The 23,844-nt window shown below is 61.7% G+C and carries 24 protein-coding genes; 21 read left to right on the top strand and 3 right to left on the bottom strand.

What is annotated here, in order from left to right; genetic code table 11:
* The first annotated feature begins 11 nt into the window (after window positions 1–11).
* From EDC39_RS02980 to EDC39_RS03025, 10 genes are all read left to right on the top strand, one after another.
* Entirely contained in the window at window positions 12–545 is a 534-nt protein-coding gene (locus EDC39_RS02980) for a 3-isopropylmalate dehydratase small subunit (RefSeq protein ID WP_148894745.1), read from the top strand.
* Window positions 546–886: 341 nt separating this feature from the next.
* Window positions 887–1,084: a hypothetical protein gene (locus EDC39_RS02985; RefSeq protein ID WP_148894747.1), complete on the top strand. Its 198-nt coding sequence runs from the start codon at window positions 887–889 to the stop codon at window positions 1,082–1,084.
* A gap of 308 nt (window positions 1,085–1,392) precedes the next feature.
* Window positions 1,393–2,481, top strand: coding sequence for a 3-isopropylmalate dehydrogenase (gene leuB, locus EDC39_RS02990; protein WP_148894749.1), 1,089 nt, complete (start codon window positions 1,393–1,395; stop codon window positions 2,479–2,481).
* 66 nt (window positions 2,482–2,547) lie between these two features.
* Complete coding sequence (locus EDC39_RS02995) at window positions 2,548–3,345, top strand: CbiQ family ECF transporter T component (protein ID WP_148894751.1); 798 nt, start codon at window positions 2,548–2,550, stop codon at window positions 3,343–3,345.
* The gene (truA, locus tag EDC39_RS03000; RefSeq protein ID WP_148894753.1) at window positions 3,342–4,076 is read left to right on the top strand and encodes a tRNA pseudouridine(38-40) synthase TruA; all 735 of its coding nucleotides are present in this window, start codon (window positions 3,342–3,344) and stop codon (window positions 4,074–4,076) included. Before EDC39_RS02995 ends, truA begins: the two co-directional genes overlap by 4 nt.
* Window positions 4,077–4,196: 120 nt before the next feature.
* Window positions 4,197–4,631 carry a universal stress protein gene (locus EDC39_RS03005; RefSeq protein WP_148895080.1) on the top strand — a complete coding sequence of 145 codons (435 nt, stop codon included), beginning with the start codon at window positions 4,197–4,199 and terminating at the stop codon, window positions 4,629–4,631.
* Between the two features lie 92 nt (window positions 4,632–4,723).
* Entirely contained in the window at window positions 4,724–5,158 is a 435-nt protein-coding gene (gene rplM / locus EDC39_RS03010) for a 50S ribosomal protein L13 (RefSeq protein ID WP_148894755.1), read from the top strand.
* Between the two features lie 20 nt (window positions 5,159–5,178).
* Window positions 5,179–5,571 (top strand): 30S ribosomal protein S9, encoded by a 393-nt coding sequence (gene rpsI, locus EDC39_RS03015; RefSeq protein ID WP_148894756.1) that lies wholly within the window; start codon window positions 5,179–5,181, stop codon window positions 5,569–5,571.
* Between the two features lie 379 nt (window positions 5,572–5,950).
* A complete protein-coding gene (argC, locus tag EDC39_RS03020) occupies window positions 5,951–6,988 on the top strand; it encodes an N-acetyl-gamma-glutamyl-phosphate reductase (RefSeq protein ID WP_148894759.1) in 1,038 nt (345 codons plus the stop codon).
* Window positions 6,989–7,016: 28 nt separating this feature from the next.
* A complete protein-coding gene (locus EDC39_RS03025) occupies window positions 7,017–7,229 on the top strand; it encodes a DUF6485 family protein (protein ID WP_148894761.1) in 213 nt (70 codons plus the stop codon).
* A 17-nt stretch (window positions 7,230–7,246) separates the two neighbouring features.
* On the opposite strand, the gene EDC39_RS03030 is transcribed toward EDC39_RS03025, so the two are convergent.
* Together EDC39_RS03030 and EDC39_RS03035 are read right to left on the bottom strand one after the other, a co-directional pair.
* Window positions 7,247–9,400: a diguanylate cyclase gene (locus tag EDC39_RS03030; RefSeq protein ID WP_148894763.1), complete on the bottom strand. Its 2,154-nt coding sequence runs from the start codon at window positions 9,398–9,400 to the stop codon at window positions 7,247–7,249.
* On the bottom strand, window positions 9,397–11,451 hold the full coding sequence (locus tag EDC39_RS03035; RefSeq protein WP_148894765.1) for an HD domain-containing phosphohydrolase: 2,055 nt from the start codon (window positions 11,449–11,451) through the stop codon (window positions 9,397–9,399). Before EDC39_RS03035 ends, EDC39_RS03030 begins: the two co-directional genes overlap by 4 nt.
* 266 nt (window positions 11,452–11,717) lie before the next feature.
* Here EDC39_RS03035 and EDC39_RS03040 point away from each other — a divergent pair, with 266 nt between their 5' ends.
* The 9 genes from EDC39_RS03040 (at window position 11,718) to recJ (ending at window position 20,459) form a co-directional block, all read left to right on the top strand.
* Window positions 11,718–11,906: a DUF2065 domain-containing protein gene (locus EDC39_RS03040; protein WP_148894767.1), complete on the top strand. Its 189-nt coding sequence runs from the start codon at window positions 11,718–11,720 to the stop codon at window positions 11,904–11,906.
* A 125-nt stretch (window positions 11,907–12,031) separates the two neighbouring features.
* Entirely contained in the window at window positions 12,032–13,060 is a 1,029-nt protein-coding gene (gene queA, locus EDC39_RS03045; RefSeq protein ID WP_148894769.1) for a tRNA preQ1(34) S-adenosylmethionine ribosyltransferase-isomerase QueA, read from the top strand.
* Between the two features lie 23 nt (window positions 13,061–13,083).
* Window positions 13,084–14,214 (top strand): tRNA guanosine(34) transglycosylase Tgt, encoded by a 1,131-nt coding sequence (gene tgt / locus EDC39_RS03050; protein WP_148894771.1) that lies wholly within the window; start codon window positions 13,084–13,086, stop codon window positions 14,212–14,214.
* 72 nt (window positions 14,215–14,286) lie between these two features.
* Window positions 14,287–14,610, top strand: a complete 324-nt coding sequence (yajC, locus tag EDC39_RS03055) for a preprotein translocase subunit YajC (RefSeq protein WP_148894773.1) — start codon at window positions 14,287–14,289, stop codon at window positions 14,608–14,610.
* Between the two features lie 72 nt (window positions 14,611–14,682).
* Complete coding sequence (gene secD, locus EDC39_RS03060; RefSeq protein ID WP_148894775.1) at window positions 14,683–16,284, top strand: protein translocase subunit SecD; 1,602 nt, start codon at window positions 14,683–14,685, stop codon at window positions 16,282–16,284.
* A 13-nt stretch (window positions 16,285–16,297) separates the two neighbouring features.
* A complete protein-coding gene (secF, locus tag EDC39_RS03065) occupies window positions 16,298–17,230 on the top strand; it encodes a protein translocase subunit SecF (RefSeq protein ID WP_148894777.1) in 933 nt (310 codons plus the stop codon).
* Window positions 17,230–17,826, top strand: coding sequence for a tetratricopeptide repeat protein (locus EDC39_RS03070; RefSeq protein ID WP_148894779.1), 597 nt, complete (start codon window positions 17,230–17,232; stop codon window positions 17,824–17,826). The genes secF and EDC39_RS03070 overlap by 1 nt, the downstream gene beginning before the upstream one ends.
* A 144-nt stretch (window positions 17,827–17,970) precedes the next feature.
* Window positions 17,971–18,738, top strand: coding sequence for a right-handed parallel beta-helix repeat-containing protein (locus EDC39_RS03075; RefSeq protein ID WP_187426615.1), 768 nt, complete (start codon window positions 17,971–17,973; stop codon window positions 18,736–18,738).
* The gene (gene recJ, locus EDC39_RS03080; protein ID WP_148894783.1) at window positions 18,735–20,459 is read left to right on the top strand and encodes a single-stranded-DNA-specific exonuclease RecJ; all 1,725 of its coding nucleotides are present in this window, start codon (window positions 18,735–18,737) and stop codon (window positions 20,457–20,459) included. The genes EDC39_RS03075 and recJ overlap by 4 nt, the downstream gene beginning before the upstream one ends.
* A 27-nt stretch (window positions 20,460–20,486) precedes the next feature.
* On the opposite strand, the gene EDC39_RS03085 is transcribed toward recJ, so the two are convergent.
* Window positions 20,487–21,674, bottom strand: coding sequence for a pyridoxal phosphate-dependent aminotransferase (locus EDC39_RS03085; RefSeq protein ID WP_148894785.1), 1,188 nt, complete (start codon window positions 21,672–21,674; stop codon window positions 20,487–20,489).
* Window positions 21,675–21,892: 218 nt separating this feature from the next.
* Between EDC39_RS03085 and pheA the strand changes: the two genes are divergently transcribed.
* Complete coding sequence (gene pheA / locus EDC39_RS03090) at window positions 21,893–22,966, top strand: prephenate dehydratase (RefSeq protein ID WP_148894787.1); 1,074 nt, start codon at window positions 21,893–21,895, stop codon at window positions 22,964–22,966.
* Window positions 22,966–23,841 carry a prephenate dehydrogenase gene (locus EDC39_RS03095; RefSeq protein ID WP_148894789.1) on the top strand — a complete coding sequence of 292 codons (876 nt, stop codon included), beginning with the start codon at window positions 22,966–22,968 and terminating at the stop codon, window positions 23,839–23,841. Before pheA ends, EDC39_RS03095 begins: the two co-directional genes overlap by 1 nt.
* Window positions 23,842–23,844 lie beyond the last annotated feature (3 nt).

Below are 23,844 nucleotides of genomic sequence, written 5' to 3' on the forward strand. Positions count from 1 at the left end.
GGAGGATTCGCATGACCAGCAAACAGTTCGGCGGACCGGCTCTGTTGCTCGACCGCTCCGATATCAATACCGATGAAATCATTCCGGCCAAGTACCTGACCGAAGTGACCAAGGAAGCGTTGCAGCCCTACATGCTCGAGGATCTCAAGCTGGATGGATTCGATCCGAAATCGGAGCAGGTCAGGCAGGCGCGGGTGATTGTCACCCGCGAGAATTTCGGTTGCGGCTCTTCGCGCGAACACGCGCCCTGGGTATTCGAGGTCAACGGCGTTCACACCATCATCGCCGAGAGTTATGCCCGCATCTTCCGGCAGAACATGTTCAACTGCGGCATGCTGGCCATCGAGCTGCCGAAGGAGGACATCGACAGTCTGTTCGCTATGGGCAGGGCGGGGCAGCTGGTTGTCGACGTCGATGTTGACGGCCAGCGGTTGACGGCGCGGGCCGGCGGCGAAAGTCGTGAATTCGGCTTCGACATCAGCCCGTTCGACAAGGCCCTGGTCCTGGCAGGAGGCTGGGTCGAGTTTGCCGACGCAAGATACTGACCCCTGCATCCTGACCTTTTTCCGCAGCTTGGTTTGACGGCAAAGACCGGCCGGATGCTCGCATCCGGCCTCAGGCTGCTGGAAAAGGCCCGTTTGCGGCGGTTCCTCATTTCCCGGCATTTGGCATACAGGTCAAAATACGCCTCCTGCCTCGACATTCCGGATGCCAGGCACCAAGACCTTATTGGTCAGTCTGGTTTGGCTTGTTTGGCCAGTTGGTCGCTACTTTTTTGGGGAGATGGGCTTTTTCTAACATTAATTTTCTGCGCTTTTCCGGACATTCGGCCGAAATGAAGTAAAATGATACGCATGCTGTCGCAGGCATTTTTCAGGAGGCTGAAATGTCAGAGCAACTCTCATCCCAGCTGACCCGTGACGAACAGGACCTGATCCGTTTCTACCGTGAACTGCCCCAGGAGAAGCAGCTCGAGATTCTTGAGGCGGCCGAATACGGCGTCAATGCCCTGCGGCGCATGCGTCTGCTTGCCGGCCGTCCGGTCGAAAAGGGGCTGTTCGATCCCGACGCCGGTCATGCCTGACCGGTTTTTCCAATCCCCTGAATCAGTGAGCTCATCACCGGCGGATAGCACAAGTCATTTACCCGCCTGCGTTTTTCAAAAATCACCGGCGAACCTGTGGGTGCGCCCAAGATTTTTGCAAACCGCATTCAGGCCAAGTACCTGTACTCTCCATCCGGCGTGAACTCACTGATTCAGGAATCTGCGCCGCAAATTCGTTGACATCCGTCCTGCCTCTTCCTATAGTGGCTTCCGTTTAAAAATCGCCTGGTTACAGGGTTTGGGATTGCCATAATCCGGTTTGTCCAGGCCAACCAGAGGAGGGTTGGATGTCGCAAGAGTTCAAGATAGCTGTTCTGCCCGGGGACGGAATCGGTCCGGAGGTCATGGCCGAGGCGATGAAGGTTCTCGATCGGGTCGAAGAGAAGTTTTCGGTGAGGTTCGCCAGAACTACGGCCCATGTCGGCGGCATTGCGATTGACCGTGAAGGAAAGGCGCTTCCCGATACGACGGTCGAGCTGTGCCGGCAGTCCGACGCCATTCTGTTCGGTTCGGTCGGCGGCCCGAAATGGGAATCCCTGCCGCCGGACGAGCAGCCGGAGCGGGGAGCGCTTCTGCCCCTGCGCAAGATTTTCGGGCTGTTCTGCAACCTGCGGCCGGCGATCGTCTTTCCGGCCCTGACCGGGAATTCCTCTCTCAAGCCGGAGGTGGTCGAAGGCGGTTTCGATCTGCTGGTGGTCCGTGAACTGACCGGGGGGATCTATTTCGCCCAGCCGAAGGGCATCGAGGGGACGGGGCCGGAACGGACCGGTTTCGACACCATGAAATACAGCGAGGCCGAAGTCGAGCGCATTGCCCGGGTCGCCTTCGAAGCGGCCGGCAAGCGGCGTAAAAAGGTCTGTTCCATCGACAAGGCGAATGTCCTTTCGACCTCCGTTCTCTGGCGCGAGGTGGTAGAACGGGTGGCGAAGGACTATCCCGACGTCGAGCTGAGCCACATGTACGTCGACAATGCCGCCATGCAGTTGTGCCGCTGGCCCAAGCAATTCGACGTCATGCTCTGTGGCAACATGTTCGGCGACATTCTGTCCGACGAGGCCGCCATGCTGACCGGTTCGCTCGGCATGTTGCCGAGTGCCTCGCTGGCCGAAGGCTCGTTCGGGCTCTACGAGCCGTCGGGCGGCAGCGCGCCGGACATCGCCGGTCAGGGGATCGCCAACCCCATCGCCCAGATTCTTTCAGCGGCCATGATGCTGAAGTATTCCTTCGGCCTGGCCGAAGCGGCCCAGGCTGTCGAAAAGGCGGTCGAGGCGGTGCTGAACGAGGGCTACCGGACCGCCGACATCTATCAGGGGCAGCCCGGCGAGATCAAGGTCGACACCGCAGGTATGGGGGATGCCATCGTCGCCCGCATCTGATCCGGTGTGGCATCGACAAGATCCTCGGGCCCGGACCGTTTCCGGGCCCGGTCTGTTTGAGGGGTTGTGTCCGAGACCGTGTATCCGCTCCACTGCGACGAACGACATGCCGGCCCCGCCAGGGGGGCGCCGCGGTTTCTGCACCGGCTTGATCCGAGGGCGAAACTGGCTGTTGCCTGCTTGCTGATCGTGCTGGCCTTTCATGAGAACAGCGCCGGCGGCCTGTTGCTGCTGACCGGCGTTCTTGCCTTCGGCGCCCTGGCAGCGGGCGGGCCGAGGCCTGCCGACTGTCTGCGCTGGCTGCGGCCGTTGCGCTGGCTGTTGCTGTCGACGGTCCTGCTGCATCTGCTTTTCTCCCCCGGGCACACCCTGTTCGGGCTGCCCTGGCTGTCGCGCGACGGGTTGCTCTTCGGGCTCTGGACCTGCTGGCAGATTCTGCTGGCCTTCGGTTTTTCCTCCCTGCTGGCCGCCACGACCGAGAGCGAACGGCTGGCGCAGGCGCTCGGCTGGTTTTTGGCTCCCCTGAACCGGCTGGGACTGGCGAGCGGCTCCCTGCGCGTTCTGCTTCCCCTGGCGCTACAGCTGCTGCCAGAACTGCGGCGGGAAACCGGGGATGTCTGGCGAAGTCATTCCGAACTTGCCCGGCAGATGGGCCGTGGCGCTCTCTTGCGGCGGGCCCGGGCGGCCGGCGAGCTGATCGAGATTCTGGTGATCAAACTGGCCGACCGGGCCGACCGGCTGGCGGTTTTGCGGGCCCATGCGGGACCGGCGGAGGCGGGAAGCGATCTGCCGCCCATGCCCTTTCCGGTTCGGTTGGGGACTTTGGCGGTCTGTTTCTTTCTGCTGTTGTGGATCTGGTCATGACCTGCATCCGACTGACGCTCGAATATGACGGCACCGACTTCGCCGGCTGGCAGGTGCAACCGAACGGCCGGACGGTGCAGGAAGAACTGGAAAGGGCTCTGTCGCGTCTGCTCAAGGAGGAGGTTCGGGTGCATGCCTCCGGACGCACGGATGCCGGTGTGCACGCCCGGGAGCAGGTTGTGCATTTCCATACCGGGAAGAAGCTGCCGCTCAAGGCCTATGTCGAGGGACTGCGCGCCCTTCTCCCCCGTGATCTGGCAGTTGTCGGCGCCAGTGAGGCCGGGGAGGGTTTCCACGCCCGCTTTTCGGCGCGGGGCAAGTGGTACCGTTACCGGATTCTGCGGACCGGCGTGCCGCACCCCCTGCAGGCCCGGTATTGCTGGCAGCTGGCCGGACCGCTGGAGGTGGCGGATATGCGCCGGGCGGCGGAACGGTTTGTCGGCGAGCACGATTTCGCCGCTTTTTGCGCTGCGGGCTCCGATGTCCGGACCACGGTCCGCCGCATCGATGCCTGCGAGCTGCGCGAGGACGGCGACCTGCTTCTTTTCGATGTCAGGGGGAGCGGTTTTCTGCGCAACATGGTCCGTATCATGGTCGGCACCCTGGTCGAAATCGGCCAGGGGAAGCGGCAGCCGGAGTCGATCGACAGACTGCTTGCCTCGGGGCGGCGGGAAGACGCCGGCAAGACGGCTCCGCCCCAGGGCCTCTGTCTGATGCGGGTCTTCTACTGAACCCGCCTGTTGCAAACCGTGGAGCGGCGGTTATAGTCAAGAAGAATCCCGGATCCGCCGATGGCTGCCCCCGCAAGTCCGGGACGATGAAAGGGGAGGTTCCGGAGTTTGAAGAGGGCGATGTGCATCCTGGTACCCATCGATTTCTCGGTCTACAGCTGGGAAAGTCTTCGCTATGCCGTCGGTCTGCAGGAGTTGGTCGAGCCGGTTCTGATTCTGCTGCATGTCCTGCCGCCGCTGGACGACAGTCTGCCCCTGTTCGCTCCTGACGCTCCGTTTCTGCTGGACCGTGAAAAGACGGCGTTCGACCACCTGCAGAAGGAAACGGCGCCGCATCTGCCGGAAGGCGGCGGCATCGAGGTCCGCTACCGGGTCGCCACCGGGGTACCTTTCAAGGAGATCTGCCGGGTCGCCGAGGAGGAAAAGGTCGAAATGATCGTCATCGGCACCCACGGCCGGACCGGTCTTTCCCACCTGTTGATCGGCAGTACCGCCGAACGTGTGGTGCAGCACGCGTCCTGTCCGGTTCTGAGCATTCGACCCAAGCTGATCTGACGAAAAAGGCTCTTGACTTTCCGGCGGGTTTCAGCTAACTTCTGTGTTTCTGTGAGCCCCGTAAAATCACAGTTGCCAATAGAGAGGATAGCATGAGCACCAAAGCTGCAAACCCTGCCACCGTGCAGAAGAACTGGTACGTTGTCGACCTCGAGGGGAAGGTTCTCGGTCGCGCCGCCGCGCAGATCGCGCGCATCCTGCGTGGCAAGCACAAGCCGATTTACACTCCGCATGTCGATACCGGCGATTTCGTCATCGTTCTCAATGCCGACAAGGTCCGGCTGACCGGGAACAAGCTTGCTGCCAAGACCTATTATCGTCACTCCGGCTATCCGGGCGGCCTGAAGGAGATCACTGCCGAGAAGCTGCTGGAGAAAAAGCCCGAGGAGCTGATCAAGAAGGCTGTCAAGGGAATGCTCCCCAAGAACAGGCTCGGTCGGCAGATGTTCCGCAAGCTGAAGGTCTATACCGGTGCCGAGCATCCGCACGCGGCCCAGCAGCCGAAACCCCTTGAGATTCAGGACTGAGAACCAGGAGAAGATAGATCATGGCCGAGCAGAAATACTATGCTACCGGGAAGAGGAAGAGTTCTGTCGCCCGGGTCTGGATCAAGCCGGGAACGGGAGTGATCACTGTCAACAAGCGGGACATCGACGAATACTTCGGTCGCGAAACCTCCAAGATGATCATTCGTCAGCCGCTGGAGTTGACCAACAACCTTGGCAAGTGGGATGTCTGGGTCAACGTCTGCGGCGGCGGCGCTTCCGGACAGGCAGGAGCCATCAAGCACGGCATCACCAAGGCGCTGATCGAGGCTGATTCCGAGTTGCGGGGTGTGCTGAAAAAAGCCGGTTTCGTAACACGCGACAGCCGCGTCAAAGAGAGAAAGAAGTACGGTCGCCGCGGCGCCCGACGGAGCTTCCAGTTCTCCAAACGTTAAGCATTCCGGTTTTTCTGGCGTTTGTTCGCCAGACCGAAATCCGCTGGGGGAGCCGCATTTGCGACTCCCCTTTTTCTTTCGGTTCGACAACTCACAAAATAAGGTTTTTCGCAAAAACCGGCCACCAGGGCTCCAGGAACACCAAGAAAATCATTTTTAACGCAGAGACGCGGAGAGGAAGAGCCCGCGGCAAGAGACAGAAAAGATTCTGATTTCAAGCCTGCGAAAGTTACGCTTTTTCTCTCCGCCTCCGATCCTCTCTGTCTCCGCGTTGGAGAATTTCGTTTTTGACCTTTTGGGTGCCTTTGGTATCTTGGTGGCGGAGCGATGTTTGGGATGTAGGTCCGTTTCCTTTTTCCGAATCCACCAAGAGGTCGAGATGAAAAAACGCGTTGCCGTTCTCGGAGGTAGTGGTTACACGGGGGTCGAGTTGCTGCGTCTGCTCGCATCACACCCGAAGGTCGAACTGGTCTGCGTGACTTCCCGGCAGTTTGCCGGGCAGAAGGTGGAGAATGTCTTTCCGTCCCTGCGCGGCATGTGCGGACTCGAGTTTACCGACGGCGAACCCGCCGACATCGCCGGAGACGCCGATGTTGTCTTTACCGCCCTGCCGCATCAGGCCGCCATGGGGGTCGTTCCGGAACTGTTGCAGGCGGGACTGAAGGTGGTCGACCTGTCGGCCGATTACCGGCTGCGTGACGCCGCGGTCTACGAGGAGTGGTACCAGCCCCACAGCAGCCCGCAGCTGCTGAAAGAAGCGGTCTACGGCCTGCCCGAACTCTTTCGTGATGACATCCGGCAGGCGCGGCTTGTCGCCAATCCTGGCTGTTATCCGACCAGTGTCGCTCTCGGCCTGGCCCCGTTGCTGAAAGATGGTCTGATCGCCCCCGACAGCCTGATCATCGACAGCAAGTCGGGAACCAGCGGCGCCGGCCGCTCCGCCAAGCTCGACAGCCTCTTTTGCGAGGTCAACGAGGGATTCAAGGCCTACGGCCTGCCGCGGCATCGTCATACGCCGGAAATCGAGCAGACCCTCGGCCAGCTTGCCGGCCAGCCGGTCAAGGTCAGCTTCACGCCGCACCTGCTGCCGGTCAATCGTGGCATTCTGTCGACCCTTTACGCGACATTGCTCAGGCCGGTCAGTCAGCCGGAGCTGGACGAGCTCTATGCCCGTTTTTACCAGGATGAATTCTTTGTCCGCTGCACCGGCGGCGTACTGCCGAACATACGCCAGGTCGTCGGCAGTAACTTCTGCGATGTCGGGGCCGTGGTCGATGGACGGACAGGCCGGGTCGTCGTGGTTTCGGTCATCGACAATCTGCTCAAGGGGGCTGCTGGGCAGGCGGTGCAGAATTTCAACCTGTTGCTTGGCCTGGACGAAACGACCGGTTTGGAGGCGGTTGCCGTCTGGCCCTGAGCGGTCGCGGGCTTGAAGAAGGAGTGCCATGAACGGAGGTTGCAAAGCCGGAATCGACCACTGCAGCTGCACCTACACCAGCTGCGGCAAGCGGGGCAACTGCTGCCAGTGCGTCCTGTTTCACCGAAGCAGGGGGGAAGTCACCGGCTGTTTCTTTTCGCCGGAAGGGGAAAGAAGCTACGATCGTTCGCTGGAGAATTTCGTGCGCGACGCTGCGCGGCGGCAGGCGGCGGGAAGATAGCCAGACCGGGCGGCGGGTCAGGAGACGGCGTGAATCTCCTCCCGCCAGCTCACAACGCAGTTGCGTCCGTTTTCCTTGGCCCGATAGAGTGCCCGGTCGGCCATATCGAGCAGCTCGTAGATATCGGTGCTGTCGCCCGGATATTCGGCAATGCCCAGCGACAGCGTGAGGCAGCCGCCGGGCTGACTCTTCTCTTCGCCGGGGAAGTTCTCTGCCAGGATGTGGCTCCGGAGTTTTTCCGCCGCCGCTTCCGCCCCCGCCTTGTCCGTTTTGGGCAGCAGGATCACGAATTCCTCACCACCAAAGCGACCGACCAGGTCGATGCCGCGGGTGTTCTGCAGCAGGATGTCCGCCACTTTCTTCAGGACAATATCTCCCTTGAGATGGCCGTGAGTGTCGTTGAAGGCCTTGAAATGGTCGATATCGGCCATGATCAGGCTGAAATGGGAATGAAAGCGCCTGGCCTGGGCCGCCTCGCGCTTGAGGATCATCTGGAAATGTCGGCGGTTGGCCAGTCCCGTCAGTTCGTCGGTATTCGACAGGTCGCGGGCCTTTTCGAACAGTTGGCTGTTGTCGATGGAGATGGCGGCCTGGTTGGCGATAGCCTGCAGTAGCTTGAGCTCTTCGCCACTGAAAGCATCGGTTTCGATCTTGTGCAGGTTGAGAACGCCTACCAGCCGCTGCTTTACCACCAGCGGGATGGCGACCATCGAGCCGCGGGAGTGGTGCCGCCCCTTGTAGCCGAGGGTGCGCTCGTCCTTCTGCAGGTCGGCGACATAGATGATCTTCTGGGCCAGCGCCGCCTTGCCGGTGATGCCCTCGCCCAGGCTGAATGAAACACCGCGCAGCAGGTCCTGGTCGATGCCGTGCGCCTTTCGGACCAGCAGTTCCTCGTTGCCCGGATTGTAGGTGAAGAGGACCACGCGGTCGCAGAGAAACTGGTCGATAATGGTCGCCAGCATCCGTTCGAAGAGAATGTCGAGGTCGAGGGACGAGGTCATGGCCCGGTTCAGTTCCATCAGAGCAGACATCTCCTTCAGGCGCTTGCGCAACTCCCTGTTGACCCTTTCGATCTCCGCGTTTTTCGCCTCGAGGATCTCTTTGTAATGTTTTTCCTGGTCGAGGGTGGCCAGCTCCCTCTCCTTGGCGATCTTTTCCTGGTAGAGGATATCGAGCTGCCTAACCATGGTGTTGAACGAACGGGTCAGGATGCCGAGTTCGTCTTCGGATCTGACCGGAATCTCGATCTGGAAGTTGCCTGCGCTGATGGTCTCAGTGGCCTTGGCCAGCTCTCTGACCGGTGCCAGCAGCCTGCGGATGTGGCGGCTGAAGAAGAGACCCGAGAAAAGCAGGGCGGCGGCGAGGGTCAGGCTGGAGCCCAGGGCCAGGTTGCCGGCCAGGGTCGTCAGGCCTATGGTCGAGATGCCGACCGCGAGAATGACCATGTCCGTCGTCCCCAAGGGGACGGCAAAAAGCTGGTATCTTTCCCACCCCGTTGGAACCACGAGTTTTTTTCCAGCCGAAATTTCGGCAATTTGCTGGTTGTCCAGGCGGATCGGCGGGACGGTTCCGGTGGTGCCGGAAAGGTAGCGACCGTTGTAATCAAACAGAAAGCAGCGTCCCTGAAGGTTGCGCATCAGCCGCGAAAGAAAGGGTTTGCCCAGGGGTTCTGTACCGAGGAGAAAACGTGAGTGGCCATCGTTGGTTTGAAAAGGGCGGACCAGTACCAGCGCCGGACCGGTCCGGTCATCGTTCAGAAAGCGGATGCGTTCACGTCCGCTTTTGCCGGCATGTTTGAAAAGCTGGCGCAGTTCCCTGTTTTCTGTATGAACGATGTCGGTCGGCGTGAGGACGCGGAAGCGGTGCCGGTTCATGTCCTGAAGAATTTTGCGGTCATGCAGCGAACTGAGATCGATGCCCTGTTCCAGCATGGCGCTCACCAAGGCCGATTCACTCCGCAATCGGGCCTCCCGGTCGCGGATCGCCTGTTCGATGGTGGACTGCATGGCCAGCAGGTTGCTGTCGATGGTATCGGAAAGGGTTTTCCGGGTCTGGTAGACGACGCCGAGGGTTGCTATGACGCCGAGAAGAACGAGCAGGATGAAGAAAGGTGCCAGAATCCTGCCGGACAGCGGCAGGTTGCGCAGGCGTTGGAGGATGCCGCCGGTCATGACGCGAAGACCTGACTGGCCTGGTCTTCCTGCTCCATCATGGCTAGAAAGGCCTGGGCGATATCGGGGTCGAACTGGGTACCGGCGTGCTCCCTGATTTCGGCAATTGCGACTTCGTGGCTCAGGGCCTTTCGGTAGGGACGGTCGGTGGTCATGGCGTCATAGGTGTCGGCGACGGCCAGAATCTTGGCCTCGATGAGCATCTCGTCCCCCTTGATGCCGCAGGGATAGCCGCTGCCGTCGTAACGTTCGTGATGCTGCAGAATGATTTCCCGGACATGAGCGAGAAAACGGATCGGCTCCAGGATGTGGACTCCGATGGACGGATGTTGCCGAAGAGTGTGGATGTCGTCCTTGTCAAGGGCTTCTGTCTTGTGCAGAAGCGATTCGCAGATGCCGATCTTGCCGATGTCGTGCAGGATGGCCGCCTGCTCTATCTTGCGCTGTGTTTCGGCCGGCAGATCCATGAAGGCAGCCAGTCGCATGGCATAGCGTTTGACCCGTTCCGAATGCCCGCGGGTGTAGGCGTCACTCGCTTCGACCGCTGAAACCAGGGCCTGTACCGTACTCAGGTAGGTCTTTTCCTGCTCTTCGTAGAGTCGGGCGTTCTTGATGGCGACGCTCGCCTGGGCGGCGATGGTGGAAAGCAGTTCGAGGTCTTCGGAGGTAAAGCCCTGACCGTCGTGACGGTTGGCGATGGTCATGGTGCCGATGATCTCGTCGCCGCTTTTGAGCGGTGCGCAGACGACCGTTTCGCGGGTGAACCCCAGGCGGCTGACCCGACTGAATTCCCTGGCATGTTCGATGTCGGTGATCAGCAGCGGCTGCCGGTTGCGTACTACCCACTGGGAAACGCCCCCCGGTTTCATCGGGATCCGCATGCCGCGGTCGATGTGTTCGGGGATGCCTTCGGCCGCGCCGATGGTCAGGGTCCAGGAATCCTTTTCCAGCAGCAGGATGTATCCGATTCTTGCCTGCAGGGTTTCGACCGTCTGGTGGACCAGGGTGGTGAAGAGCTGGTCGAGATCCATGGTGGCGTTGATGTCGAGTCCCATGCGGTGCAGGGCCTGCAGCCGGTTGACGGCGTCCTGCAGGTTGGTGTTGCGCTCCTCGAGTTCGCTGGCCAGGTCGGCGATCTTGTAGTTGGCTTCCTCGATCTCCTCGATGCGCTCCTCGAGGGTGATGTTGAGGTATTCGATCTCCTTGAGCCGTTCCTCGAGGGTGATGTTCATGCTCTGGATTTCATCGTGATGCGCCAGTTTCTCCTGGGCTATGGCCATCTCCCGTTCCTGGGAGACCGTCCGGTCGATCAGTTCCCGCAGCCGGTCGACCATGCGGTTGAATTTTTCCGAGAGGATCGCCATTTCCTTCGAGCTGGTGATGTCGGTTCGGGCGTCATCGAAGTCGCCTTCCTCAAGATGGTTCATGGCCTTGGCGAAGCGGCGCAGGGGGCGGTCGACGTAGATGATGATAAAGGCGCTCAGGGCGACGACCATGATCAGCAGCAGTGCGAGAGAGGAGACGAGTGTGGCCTGCTTGCCCTTGCGCTGGATGGTCGCCATTTCGTCCAGGGAAAGATGGACATTGAGAATCCCGAGAACCTTGGCCTGGGGATCATGGCAGCGGTGGCAGACCGGGGCGTTTTCGATGGGAACGAGGGTGGAGTGGATTTCGTTGCCGGCGGTGGTATGGACAAAGGTATGTTCGTTTGAACGGTAGGCCAGCAGTTCGCTGCCCGGAACCAGGTCACCGACCTCTTCGGGCCTGGAGGAGATGAGAATGCGGCCGGAGTCGTCGAAGATATGGATGTCGTCGATGGCCGGTTCACGGCTGATGCGTTCAATGACCCGGGCGACTTCCTGGTTCTGGCCGGCGGCCATGTTGGCAATGATGCTGTTGCGGATGGTCTCTCCCAGCACCCGCCCGCTCTGGTCGGCGAAACGGCGCAGCATGGTTCTCTGGGTCTCCAGGTTGTGCCAGAGTGCCAGGCCCACTGCCAGGACCATGATGGCGGTGGTCAAACCGAGGATTTTGACCTTGAGAGAATTCATGCCAGCGTTATTGCCACCCGAAGTTGGAGTCCGCAGGCCGGTGTTATCCCGAAATTGCGGTGAAAAGCCTGAATGTCCCGTATACGTTCGTTCGGTCCGCCTTCACGGACGCAGCGAAGCAAAACATCTGAAAACATGACGGTTCCCGCCGCCGGACGAAGTATTGACAGGGTGCACCGGTGCAATCAAGAATGGTCCCGTGCTATACAAGCTCAGTCTGTTGCAATTAATCTGCCATCCAAGATATAGAAAATTTTAAGGTTTTTATGGAAAAACTGATGCTCGGTTTCGGCCTGATGCTGGTTTTCGAGGGAGTTCCCTGGTTCCTGTCTCCCGAACGGATGCGGCGTTTCGTCCTGCGGCTGTCGACGCTTCCGGAAGGTTCTTTGCGCCTGACGGGATTTCTGAGCATGATGGCCGGCCTGCTGGTGGTCTATCTGGCGACCGGCGGCTAGGTCCGATGGCGGAGTGGAAGCTGGACCTGGCCGGTTGAACTGCGTTGACTTTCGCCGTCGAGTATGGTCTTGTTAGTCCCCCGTTTCCGACTGACGCCCTGCTGAATCGACTGGCCCGGAATCGCATGCGACTGGATGATTTCAATTTCGACCTTCCCGAGGAGCTGATCGCCCAGCAGCCGGTTGAAAAGAGGGATGCCTCCCGGCTGCTGGTGGTCGACCGGGCCGGCGACCTGATCGCTCACCGCCGGTTCCCCGATCTCGTCGATTACCTTGCTGCTGGTGATTGCCTGATTCTGAACGACACGCGGGTCATGCCGGCCCGGCTCCAGGGCAGGAAGGAGACCGGGGGGCAGGTCGAGGTCCTGCTGGTGCGCAGGATCGGCGATGACGAGAGCTGGCTCTGTCTGACCCGGTCCTCCAGACCGGTCCGGCCCGGTGTGGATATCGTTTTCGCGCCCGATGTGCGGGCCGAAGTGGTGCGAGACCAGGGGGATGGCTTCCGCATTCTTCGCTTCCATTGCCCCGGATCGTTCCGGCAGGTGCTCGACGAGATCGGCGGGCTGCCGCTCCCGCCCTATATCCGTCGCCAGCCGGAGCCGGCAGACTGGGAGCGCTACCAGACCGTTGTCGCCCGCAACGAGGGGGCGGTGGCGGCGCCGACGGCAGGGTTGCATTTTACGCCCGAGGTACTGGAGCGGATCCGGAACCGGGGCTGTCATGTATGCACCCTGACCCTCCATGTCGGCATCGGCACCTTTTTGCCGGTGCGCTGCGACGATATCCGCCAGCACCGGATGCACGAAGAGTTCTACGACATCCCGCCGGAAACGGCCGCGACTGTGGCCCGGGTCAGAGAGAACGGCGGCCGGGTGATTGCGGTCGGCACCACGGTCACACGCGCCCTTGAGGATGCAGCCAGGAAAAGTGGCCGTGTCGAAGCCGGCTGCGGCTTCAGTGACCTTTTCATCTATCCCGGTTTCGAATTCCGGGTGGTGGACGCCCTGGTCACCAACTTTCATCTGCCGAAATCGACCCTGCTGATGCTGGTGTCGGCCTTCGCCGGACGGGAGCGGATTCTGCGGGCCTACCGGGAGGCGGTTGCGCTAAGGTACAGGTTTTTCAGCTACGGAGACTGCATGCTCATCCTGTGAGCGCAGGTTCGCGACCGAAGAGAATGGACAGACAGGGATTTCATTTTCAGCTGCTTGCCCGGGATGGCGAGACTTGTGCCCGCAGGGGGCGGATGCAGACCCGGCGTGGCGTGGTCGAAACACCGGTCTTCATGCCGGTCGGTACCCAGGCCACTGTCAAGGGGATGCTGCCCGAGACCCTGAGGCAGATCGGCGCCCAGATCATTCTCGGCAATACCTACCATCTCTATCTGCGGCCGGGGCATGAACTCATCAAGCGCCTTGGCGGGCTGCATCGGTTCATGAACTGGGACGGTCCTATCCTGACCGACAGCGGCGGGTTTCAGGTTTTCAGCCTCGGCGAACTGCGCAGGATCGACGAGGAGGGGGCCGTGTTCCAGTCGCATCTCGACGGCAGCAGGCACCAGCTGACGCCGGAAAAGTCGATTGCCATCCAGGAGGCGCTCGGTGCCGACATCATTATGGCTTTCGACGAATGCATCCCCTATCCGGCCGACAGGGCCTATGTCGCTGCTTCCACCGCCCGTTCCGGCCGCTGGGCCCGACGGTGTCGCCATGCGCGGAGGGAAGGGGACGGCGCCGCTCTGTTCGGCATCGTGCAGGGAGGGATGGAGCCCGACCTGCGACGGCGAAGCGCCGAGGAGCTGATGGCGATCGGCTTCGAGGGATATGCACTTGGCGGACTGTCGGTCGGTGAGGAGACCTCCCTGATGTATGACGTCATGGAGTACAGCCTGCCGCTGCTTCCGGAAGAGGCTCCCCGCTATGTCATGGGGGTCGGTACGCCGGAGAACCTGATCGAGGGTATCGCCCGCGGAGCCGACATGTTCGACTGTGTCATGCCGACCCGCAACGCCCGCAACGGTGTTTTGTTCACCAGCCGCGGCAAAATCAGCATCAAGCAGGCCCGTTATCGCGAGGATGAACGCCCTCTGGACGAGAACTGCAGCTGCTATGTCTGCCGACATTACAGCCGGGCGTATCTGCGACATCTGTTTCAGGCCAATGAAATTCTTTCATCGGTATTGAATACTCACCACAATCTGCACTATTATCTGCACCTAATGGCCAGCGCCCGGGACGCGATCGAGGCCGGCCGTTTTGGCGAGTTTCGCAGAGAGTTTCATGCACGCCGACAGAATGTGGAGTCCTGACGGACCGGAGACTGCCGGCCGAAACGTTTTATCATTTATCAATCAACGAAAGACCCAGCCAAGGAGGAACACATGGTTTCAACTGCTTACGCCATGGCGGCCAACGGCGGCGCAGGAGCGCAGCAGAACCCTTACAGCGGCATCATCATGCTCGTCATCATGTTTGCCATCTTCTATTTTCTGCTCATCCGTCCGCAGCAGAAAAGGGCCAAGCAGCACCGGCAGCTGATCGAGAATCTCAAGGTCGGTGACCAGGTGACGACGGCCGGCGGCATCCATGGCCGCATCAGTGCCCTGGCTGACGACGTGGTGACCGTCGAGATCGCCCAGGGCGTCAAGGTCAAGTTCAGTCGCAGCTCCATCGTGGCCGTACCCGGACAGAACAGCGACCAGTAGTCCGTTGGCGGCAACGGCCAGTCAAAGCCGGCCCGACCGGCGCATGTTCCCCTGAAAGGAGTTCAATCTGTCATGTCCAGGAGTTTGAAGTGGCGGGGCCTGCTGGTCCTGTTCTGCCTGCTGCTCGCATTCGTCGCCCTGGCGCCGACCCTGGTCGGCAAGGATAGCCTGCCGGGCTGGTGGCCTGACGCCTTTGCGCCGATCCAGAAGGGGCTCGACCTGCAGGGCGGCATGCATCTGGTTCTCGGCGTCGATGTGGACAAGGCCGTTGAAGCGCGAATCGACAGTCTCGTCGACCAGGTAGAGGGGCTGCTCAAGGAGAAGGATGTCATCTACAAGCGGGTGGAGCGGCAGCAGGTCGACCGTCTGGCCGTCATCGTCTATGACGAGGAGGCTGCCCGCCAGGTCGATGCCATCATGCAGGAGAATTTCCCCAGCCTTGAGGCGCTGACCCTGCCCGCCGAGGGGGGCTATATCCAGAAGCATTACCGGCTCAGCGACCAGGAAATCGCCAGTATCCGCGACTATGCCATCCGCCAGGCCCTGGAAACCCTGCGCAACCGGGTTGACGAGTTCGGCGTTTCCGAGCCGACCCTGCAGCTGCAGAGCGGCAACCGGATTCTGGTCCAGCTGCCGGGGATCAAGGATCCGGAACGGGCCATTTCCCTGCTCGGCCAGACCGCCCGGCTCGAATTCAAGATGGTCCTGGACGATGTCAACCCGCAGGAGGCGCTGAAAGGAAATCTGCCGCGCGGCGCCCAGGTGCTCTACCTGCGCAACGTCAACCGGCGGACGGGGGCGGTGACCGAGACTCCCATCGTGGTCGAGAGCAAGGCGGTGATGACCGGCGATCTGCTGTCCAACGCCCAGGTCCGCATCGATTCCCGCTTCAACGAACCCTATGTGGCCATCGATTTCAACGCCATCGGCGCCAAGCGCTTCGATCAGGTGACGGTGGCGAATGTCGGCCGGCGCATGGCCATCGTGCTTGACGACACCGTATACTCGGCGCCGGTCATCCGCGAGAGGATCTCCGGCGGCAGTGCCCAGATCAGCGGCTCCTTCACCGAACAGGAGGCGACCGACCTGGCCATCGTTCTGCGTGCCGGCTCCCTGCCGGCGCCGGTCAAGATTCTCGAAGACCGTACCGTCGGGCCTTCGCTCGGCAAGGATTCGATCGACAAGGGCCGCATGTCGATCATCATCGGCGGCATCCTGGTGCTGCTGGCCATGGTGGCCTACTATCGCCTCTCCGGCGTCATCGCCAACATTGCCCTGATCCTCAACGTCGTCTTCATCATGGCACTGCTGGCGCTGTTCAAGGCGACTCTGACCCTGCCGGGCATCGCCGGTATCGTGCTCACCGTCGGCATGGCGGTCGACGCCAACGTGCTGATCTTCGAGAGGATCCGGGAGGAGCTGCGCCTGGGCAAGAGCCCCCGCGCCGCCATCGACGCCGGCTATGGCAAGGCCTTTCTGACCATCGTCGACGCCAACGTGACTACGCTGATCGCCGCCCTGGTTCTGTTCCAGTTCGGTACCGGGCCGGTCAAGGGGTTTGCCGTGACGCTCTCCATCGGCATTCTCGCCTCGATGTTCACGGCGATCTATGTTACGCGTCTGATCTATGATTTCTTCCTTGACCGCCGCCAGGTCAAGAGCCTGAGCATCTGAGAAGGAGGCGGCCATGCAACTGATCAAACCGGATGTCAATTTCGATTTCGTCGGCCAGCGCAAGCTGGCGTTCGGCCTTTCCGTACTGCTGATTCTGGTCGGCCTCGTCTCCCTGGTGGTCAAGGGCGGGCCCAATTACGGCATTGATTTCGCCGGCGGCTCCCTGGCGCAGGTCCGGTTCGCCGAAACCACCTCGGCGGCCGAGATCAAGGAGGCCCTGGCGCCTCTGAACATGGGTGGCGTTGTCGTCCAGCAGTTCGGGGATGACGCCAACGAATTTCTGATCCGTGCCCAGGCGACCAGTTCGGAGCTCAAGGGGCTCGGCAAGAAGGTCAAGGAGACGCTCGAGGCGCGTTACGGCGCCGGCAAGGTCGATATCCGCCGGGTCGAAATGGTCGGCCCACAGGTCGGCAAGGACCTGCGGCAGAAGGGGATGAAAGCCGTTCTCTTCGCCATGATCGCCATCCTGATCTATATCACCCTCAGGTTCGAGTTCCGGTTCGCCGTCGGCGCCGTGCTCGCCCTGGTGCATGACGTGCTGATCACCCTCGGCGCCTTCTCGCTGTTCAACAAGGAGATCGACCTGCCGATCATCGCCGCCTTTCTCGCCATCATCGGTTATTCGCTGAACGACACCATCATCGTCTACGACCGTATCCGTGAGAACATGGGGCGCTATCACAAGGAACGCTTTCCCATTATCGTCAATCGCAGCATCAACGAAACCCTGTCGCGCACCATTCTCACCTCCGGCACGACCCTGCTGGTGGTGCTGGCGCTCTTCATCTTCGGCGGCGGGGTGATCCACAACTTCGCTTTCGCCCTTCTGGTCGGCGTCGTCATCGGCACCTATTCGTCCATCTTCGTCGCCAGTCCCCTGCTTATCCTCTGGCAGGACGTCAAGCGCCGCCGCGCCGAGGTGAAGGCGGTGGGAGGTAAGGCCTGATGAAAAACAAGGAAACCCTGGTCTTCACCATCATTGCCTTCATCGTCGGCATCCTGGTCGGCTTCATGATTGGAACCAAGGTCGGTGGTGGTGGCCCGGTAGTGACGGCGCCGCCGGTTCAGGCGCCGCCGGTCGTCAACCATCAGCAGAATATCCGCCGACTGGAGGAACTGCTGGCCAAGGAGCCGGAGAATCGCAACGCCTGGGTGCAGCTGGGCAACACCTATTTCGATTCCCAGCAGCCGATGAAGGCGATCGAGGCCTATGGCAAGGCGCTGGAGCTCGATGGCAACGATCCCAACGTGCTGACCGACCAGGGGATCATGTTCCGCCGGATGGGCTGGTTCGACCGGGCGATCGCCAACTTCGAGAAGGCGGCCGAAATCGATCCGCAACATGCCCAGAGCCTGTACAACCTCGGAGTGGTCTATCGCTACGATCTGCAGGATTTTCCCAATGCCGTCAAGGCGTGGGAAAAGTTTCTCGCTCTCAATCCTTCCGGTCCCGGTGCCGAGCAGGTGCGCAAGGAACTCGAGTTTCTGAAGTCCCATCCGCCGATTCCGGCGGGTCAGCCGGCTCCGTCGGCGGGGCAATAGGTAAGGAGGCCGGGCGCAAGCCCGGCCGTCTGTTTTCGGGGACTTTTCCCTTTGCGATCGATGCGTCTGCTGTCGCTCATATCGTTGCTGGCAATCACCTTGCTGACCGCCTGCACCCCTGCGCGTCTATACCGGGCGGAGGTGTTGCACGGGGATGTCGTCTGGCAGGGGAGGGTTGACATTGCCGGCGATCTGGTGCTGGCGGAAGACAGCCGGCTGACCATCCTTCCGGGAACGGAGGTCATTTTCCATTCTCCCGCGCCCGGTGACGACCGCTGGCGGGAGCATCCCAATTTCACCGGATCCGAGCTGATCGTCCGGGGAGTCATTGATGCTCGCGGAACGGCACAGGCCCCCATCCGCTTCCGGCCGGCGACACGGACCATCGCGCCCGGAAGCTGGGGCGGAATCAACATCGGCGACAGTTCCGAAGCAGTCTTCGCCTACTGCCGTTTCGAGGGGGCCGACAGCGCCCTGCATGCCCAGAATTCCACCGTCTACGTCGAACAGAGCGTTTTTCGTCGCAACCGGATCGCCGTGCGCTTTCATTCCAGCGAGATTCTGATCGAGCACAACCGCTTCGAGCGAAACGGCAGCGGCATCCGTTTTCATTATGGATCACCGGTGATCTGTCACAACGAATTTGTCGACAACGGCCGCAGCATCTTCATTACCGCGCATCCGAAAGAGGTGCACATCGAGTACAACAACTTCGTCAGCGCGGTCGATTATCATCTGGTGCTGGGCGAAGAGGTTCCGGAGGATGTGCCGGCGGGTCGCAACTGGTGGGGCGGTACGGAGCCGGAGCGCATCGGGGAGTTGCTGTTCGATCGCCAGCGCGATCCCTATCTCGGACGGATCGAGATTCAGCCCCTGCTGAAAGCCCCGGTCGATGGAGCCGGACCGCGATGAAGCCGGTGCAGCTTCGCCGTTGGCGGTCCAGGGACGAGACGTCCTCCGAAGCGGTTGGCCGGCTGGTGTCGGCCCTTGGCATCCATCCTCTGACGGCGAGGGTTCTGCTCGGCCGGGCGATTGATGACGAAGCCGCGGCCAGGGCTTTCTTCAGCCCGCGTCTGGCCGATCTTCCCGACCCCTTTCTGCTTCGCGGCATGCCGGAGGCGGTCGAGCGCCTGACCGCCGCCCTCAAGCGGGATGAGGCAATCGCCGTGCACGGCGACTACGATGTCGACGGCATCACCGCCACCGCCCTGCTGGTCGCCGTTTTGAGCCGGCTCGGTGGCCGGGTCGACTACCATATTCCCCTGCGCCTGAAGGACGGCTACGGACTCTCCGCGGCGGCGCTGAAACAGGCCGCCGGACAGGGAAGCCGGGTCGTTGTCTCCGTCGACTGTGGCGTTTCGGCCCTGCAGGAGGCCGAGCTGGCCGCAAGCCTCGGCCTCGATCTGATCATCACCGATCACCATCAGCCTCCCGAGACGCTTCCCGGGGCCACCGCCCTGGTCAATCCCCACCAGCCGGGCTGTGCCTTTCCCGACAAGTACCTGTCCGGGGTAGGGGTGGCCTTCATGCTGCTGGTCGCCCTGCGCCGTCGGTTGCGGCAACAGGGCTGGTTCGCCAGCCGGCCGGAGCCGGACCTGCGCGACTGGCTCGATCTGGTTGCTCTTGGCACCGTCGCCGACCTCGTTCCGCTCAGGGGGATCAACCGGGCCTTCGTCCGGCACGGTCTGTGGCTGATGGAGCGGCAGCCCCGTCCGGGTATCGGCGCCCTGAAACGGGTCGCCGGCGTACGCGAGGTCACAGCCGGCGCCGTCGGCTTTCGCCTGGCTCCCCGGCTCAATGCCGCCGGCCGGCTGGAGGATGCGGCAACCGGTGTGCGTCTGCTGCTGAGCGAGGATGCACGCCAGGCCGGGGAACTGGCCGAGCGCCTGGATGCCTGGAACCGGGAGCGGCAGCAGATCGAGCAGCAGACCTTCGACGCGGCGGTACAAAAGCTTGCCGGTTTACCGGAGAATTACACCATCGTGCTGGCGGATGACTCCTGGCACCAGGGTGTCATCGGCATCGTCGCCAGTCGCCTGGTGGAGCGCTATGGACGGCCGACCCTGCTGATCGCTCTCGACGGGGATCTGGGCAAGGGATCGGGGCGTTCGATCCGCGGTTTTCACCTCTACCAGGGATTGCAGCAATGCGCCGACCATCTTTCCGGCTTCGGCGGCCACGAGTACGCGGCCGGTTTTTCGCTGTCGCGTTCGGCGGTCGGGGAGCTGGCGGCTGCCTTCGAACGAACGGCCAGACAGCTTCTGGCCGCCGACGATCTGCGGCCGGTTCTGCTCCATGACGGCGTGGTGCAGCTGGACGAGATCGATCCGGAACTGGTCGACGAGCTGGAGCGCCTGGCGCCTTTCGGCATGGGGAATCCGGAGCCGGTCTTTGTCGCCGAACAGGTGGAGCTGCACCGGATCGAAACGGTCGGCGACGGCAGACATCTGCGCTGTCTGGTGCGGCAGGCTGGAACCAGCCTGCCGGCCATCGCCTTCAACATGGGACCGCAGGCGGAGTCGTTGCGCGGTTTCCACGACATTCTCTTCACCCCCGCCTTCAACCGCTGGAACGGCCGTGTCAGTCTGCAGCTGCGGCTGAAAGACCTGCGGCCGGCATCTCCGGCGGCATGAACCGCCGTATCGATTTTTTCCTTTGGCCTAGGCCAGATTGAAGTCGGCCGCCAGTTGCTCCCACGCCGGCAGACTGCGCTCGATCACCTCGAGGTCGATACAGTAGGCGATGCGGAAGTAGCCCGGCGCGCCGAAGCCGCTGCCCGGAACCAGCAGGATGTTCCGCGCCTGGGCGCGGCGGACGAATTCGACGTCGTCTTCGATGGGCGATTGCGGAAAGAGGTAGAAGGCGCCGCCCGGCTTGACCATCCTGAAGCCGAGTCCGGTCAGGCGCTCGTAGAGCAGATCCCGTTTCTGCTGGTAGGGCGTGATCGGAACGCTCTCTTCCTGCAGTCCGGCCACCAGCCTTTGGGCCAGGGCCGGAGCGTTGACGAAGCCGAGAACCCGGTTGCAGAAGACGGCTCCGGCCATGAAGGCCTCGCAGTCGGCCATTTTGGGGCTGGCGGCGAGAAAGCCGATGCGCTCGCCCGGCAGGGCGAGGTCCTTGGAGTGGGATGTGACGATGACAGCATTGTCGATGCAGCTGAAGACGGACGGCACCCGGATGCCGTCATAGGCGATGCGGGCGTAGGGTTCGTCCGAAATGACCACCACTGCGCGGCCGGTCTTCTTTTCGTGCTGCTGCAGCAGGGCGTTGAGCCGCCGCAGATCCTCGGCCGGGTAGACGACGCCGGTCGGGTTGTTGGGCGAATTGACGATGATGGCGGCGGTCTTCGGGCCGAGGGCGGCTTCGATGGCCGCCAGGTCGAGCTGAAAATCCGTGCCGGTCGGCACCTCTTTGGCGCAGCCGCCGTGATTGTCGATGTAGAACTTGTATTCGACGAAGTAGGGGGTGAGGATGATGACCTCGTCGCCGGGATTGAGCAGGGTCTTGAGCACCACGTTCAGGGCACCGCCGGCGCCGCAGGTCATGATCACCTGGTCGCCGGTGACGGTCAGGCCGCTTTCCCGGCTCAGCCGCGCCGCCACCGCGGCCCTGGTTTCGTCGTAACCGGCATTGCTCATGTAGCGGTGCATGCCCGGTTCCGGGTTGGCGGCCAGCTCGCGCAGCCGCCGGTGGAAGGCGGGCGGTGGCTCGACCGTCGGGTTGCCGAGGGTGAAATCGAAGACATTTTCCGGTCCGTGGATTTCCCGGAGGCGGGCGCCCTCCTCGAACATCTTGCGAATCCAGGACGAACGGTCGATAAAGGTCTGAATCTTGTCGGCGACAGGCATGGGTTGCAGGCTCCTTGAGAGTGGCGATGGTCCCTTCGCGGGGCGTCGCAGCAGTTTACGGGGTTCGCGGGGCGAAAATCAAGAACGACCTGTGGATCCTGGCGCCGGGATGAGGCGGTCGAACAATTGTTTGGCGTCCTGCAAACGGGGGCGGTAGGTTTGCTTTTTGCCGGTGAATCGGCTAATGTTTCGTTCCGCCTGAAAGGGGGAGCCAAGGCATGGACCAGAAACATCTGCAGCGGCTGCGTGAACGGATCGACGCCATCGACGATCGCATTCTCGACCTGCTCAACCAGCGGGCGAAGGTGGTCATCGAGGTCGGCAAGGCCAAGAAGGGAGCCCGCGCCGACTTCTACGTTCCCAGCCGGGAGAAGGCCATTTTCGACCGGCTGATCTTGAAAAACAGCGGCCCATTCCCCGAAGAAGGGGTGCGTCGGGTCTTCCGCGAGATCATCTCGGCCTCGCTTTCCCTCGAAGAGCCGATGAAGGTCGCCTTTCTCGGCCCGCAGGCGACCTTCACTCATGTCGCCGCCATGCAGCAGTTCGGGCATTCGGCCAAGCTGGTTCCGCAAAAGAGCATTCCCGCCGTGTTCGAGGAGGTAGGGCGCGGCCGGGCCCACTACGGGGTGGTGCCGGTCGAGAACTCCAACGAGGGGATTGTCAATCACACCCTCGACATGTTCCTCGATTCGGAGTTGAAGATCATCACCGAGATTCTGCTCGAAATCTCCCACGACCTTCTTTCCCGCAGCGGACGGATGCAGGATATCCGCAAGGTTGTCTCCCATCCACAGGCGCTGGCCCAGTGTCGGGGCTGGCTGGAAGAGAACCTGCCGGACGCCAGTCTGGTCGATGTCGCCAGCACGGCTCTTGCCGCCCGGATCGTTGCCGAGGACGAAAATGCCGCCGCCATCGCCAGCGAGCAGGCTGGGGCCATGTACGGGCTGAAGGTGGTGAAGAAGAAGATCGAGGACAATCCGAACAACTTTACCCGGTTTCTGGTGATCGGCCGCAACACGCCGCCGCGCAGCGGCAAGGACAAGACCTCGCTCATGTTCAGCGTCAAGGACGAACCGGGCATTCTCTACCGCATGCTCGAACCCTTCAGCCAGAGAGGGATCAACCTGTGCAAGATCGAGAGCCGGCCACTGCGCAGTAAGGCCTGGGAATACATCTTCTTTCTCGATCTCGATGGTCATATTGACGACCAGGAAGTGGCCGACGCCATTCGCGATCTGGGTAAATACTGCCAGTTTCTCAAGATTCTCGGATCCTATCCCAAGGTGCTCTGATGTCTACTCAAGACCGATTTTTCATCGACCGGCTCGCCATTGTCGGCGTCGGCCTGATCGGCGGTTCTCTCGCCCTGGCTCTGAAGGAGGCAGGCTGTGTCGGTGAGGTGACCGGCATCGGCCGGGGACTGCCCAACCTGAACCTGGCTCTGGAGCTCGGGGTCGTCGACAAGATCACCCGGGAGCTGGAAGAGGGCGTGCAGCAGGCCGACGTGGTCTTTCTGGCCACCCCGGTCATGACCATTCCCGACCTTGCCCGCCGAGTTCTTCCGGCCATGAAACCGGGCGCGATCCTCACCGACGGTGGCAGCGTCAAGGGGGAGATCGTCGAACGGATCGAGCCGTACCTGTCCGGCGAGGTCGCCTTTGTCCCTGGTCATCCCATCGCCGGGACCGAAAAGAGCGGCGCCGCCGCCGCCTTTCCGACCCTGTATCGTGACCGCCGCTGCATCCTTACCCCGACTGAAAGGACACCGGCCGCAGCGACCGCGCTCATTCGCCGGATGTGGGAAACGGTCGGCAGCGAGGTGGTGGTCATGGATGTCGACAAGCACGATCGGATTCTGGCGGCCATCAGCCACCTGCCGCACATGATAGCCTACACCCTGGTCAACGCCGTCGGCTCCTACGACCATTTCGAGGAGAACATTCTCGAATACTCGGCCGGCGGCTTCCGGGATTTCACCCGCATCGCCTCGTCCGATCCTGCCATGTGGCGCGACATTGCCCTGAGCAACCGGCAGGCTCTGCTCGAAATGCTCGAGCGTTACGAGAACTTTCTCGGCGAACTGAAGCGGGACATCGCCGCTGCCGACGGACAGAAGCTGTTTGAATTCTTTCTCAATTCCAAGACCTTGCGCGACGCTATCCTGTAAAAT

The sequence above is a fragment of the Geothermobacter ehrlichii genome, assembly GCF_008124615.1.
Taxonomy (GTDB): domain Bacteria; phylum Desulfobacterota; class Desulfuromonadia; order Desulfuromonadales; family Geothermobacteraceae; genus Geothermobacter; species Geothermobacter ehrlichii.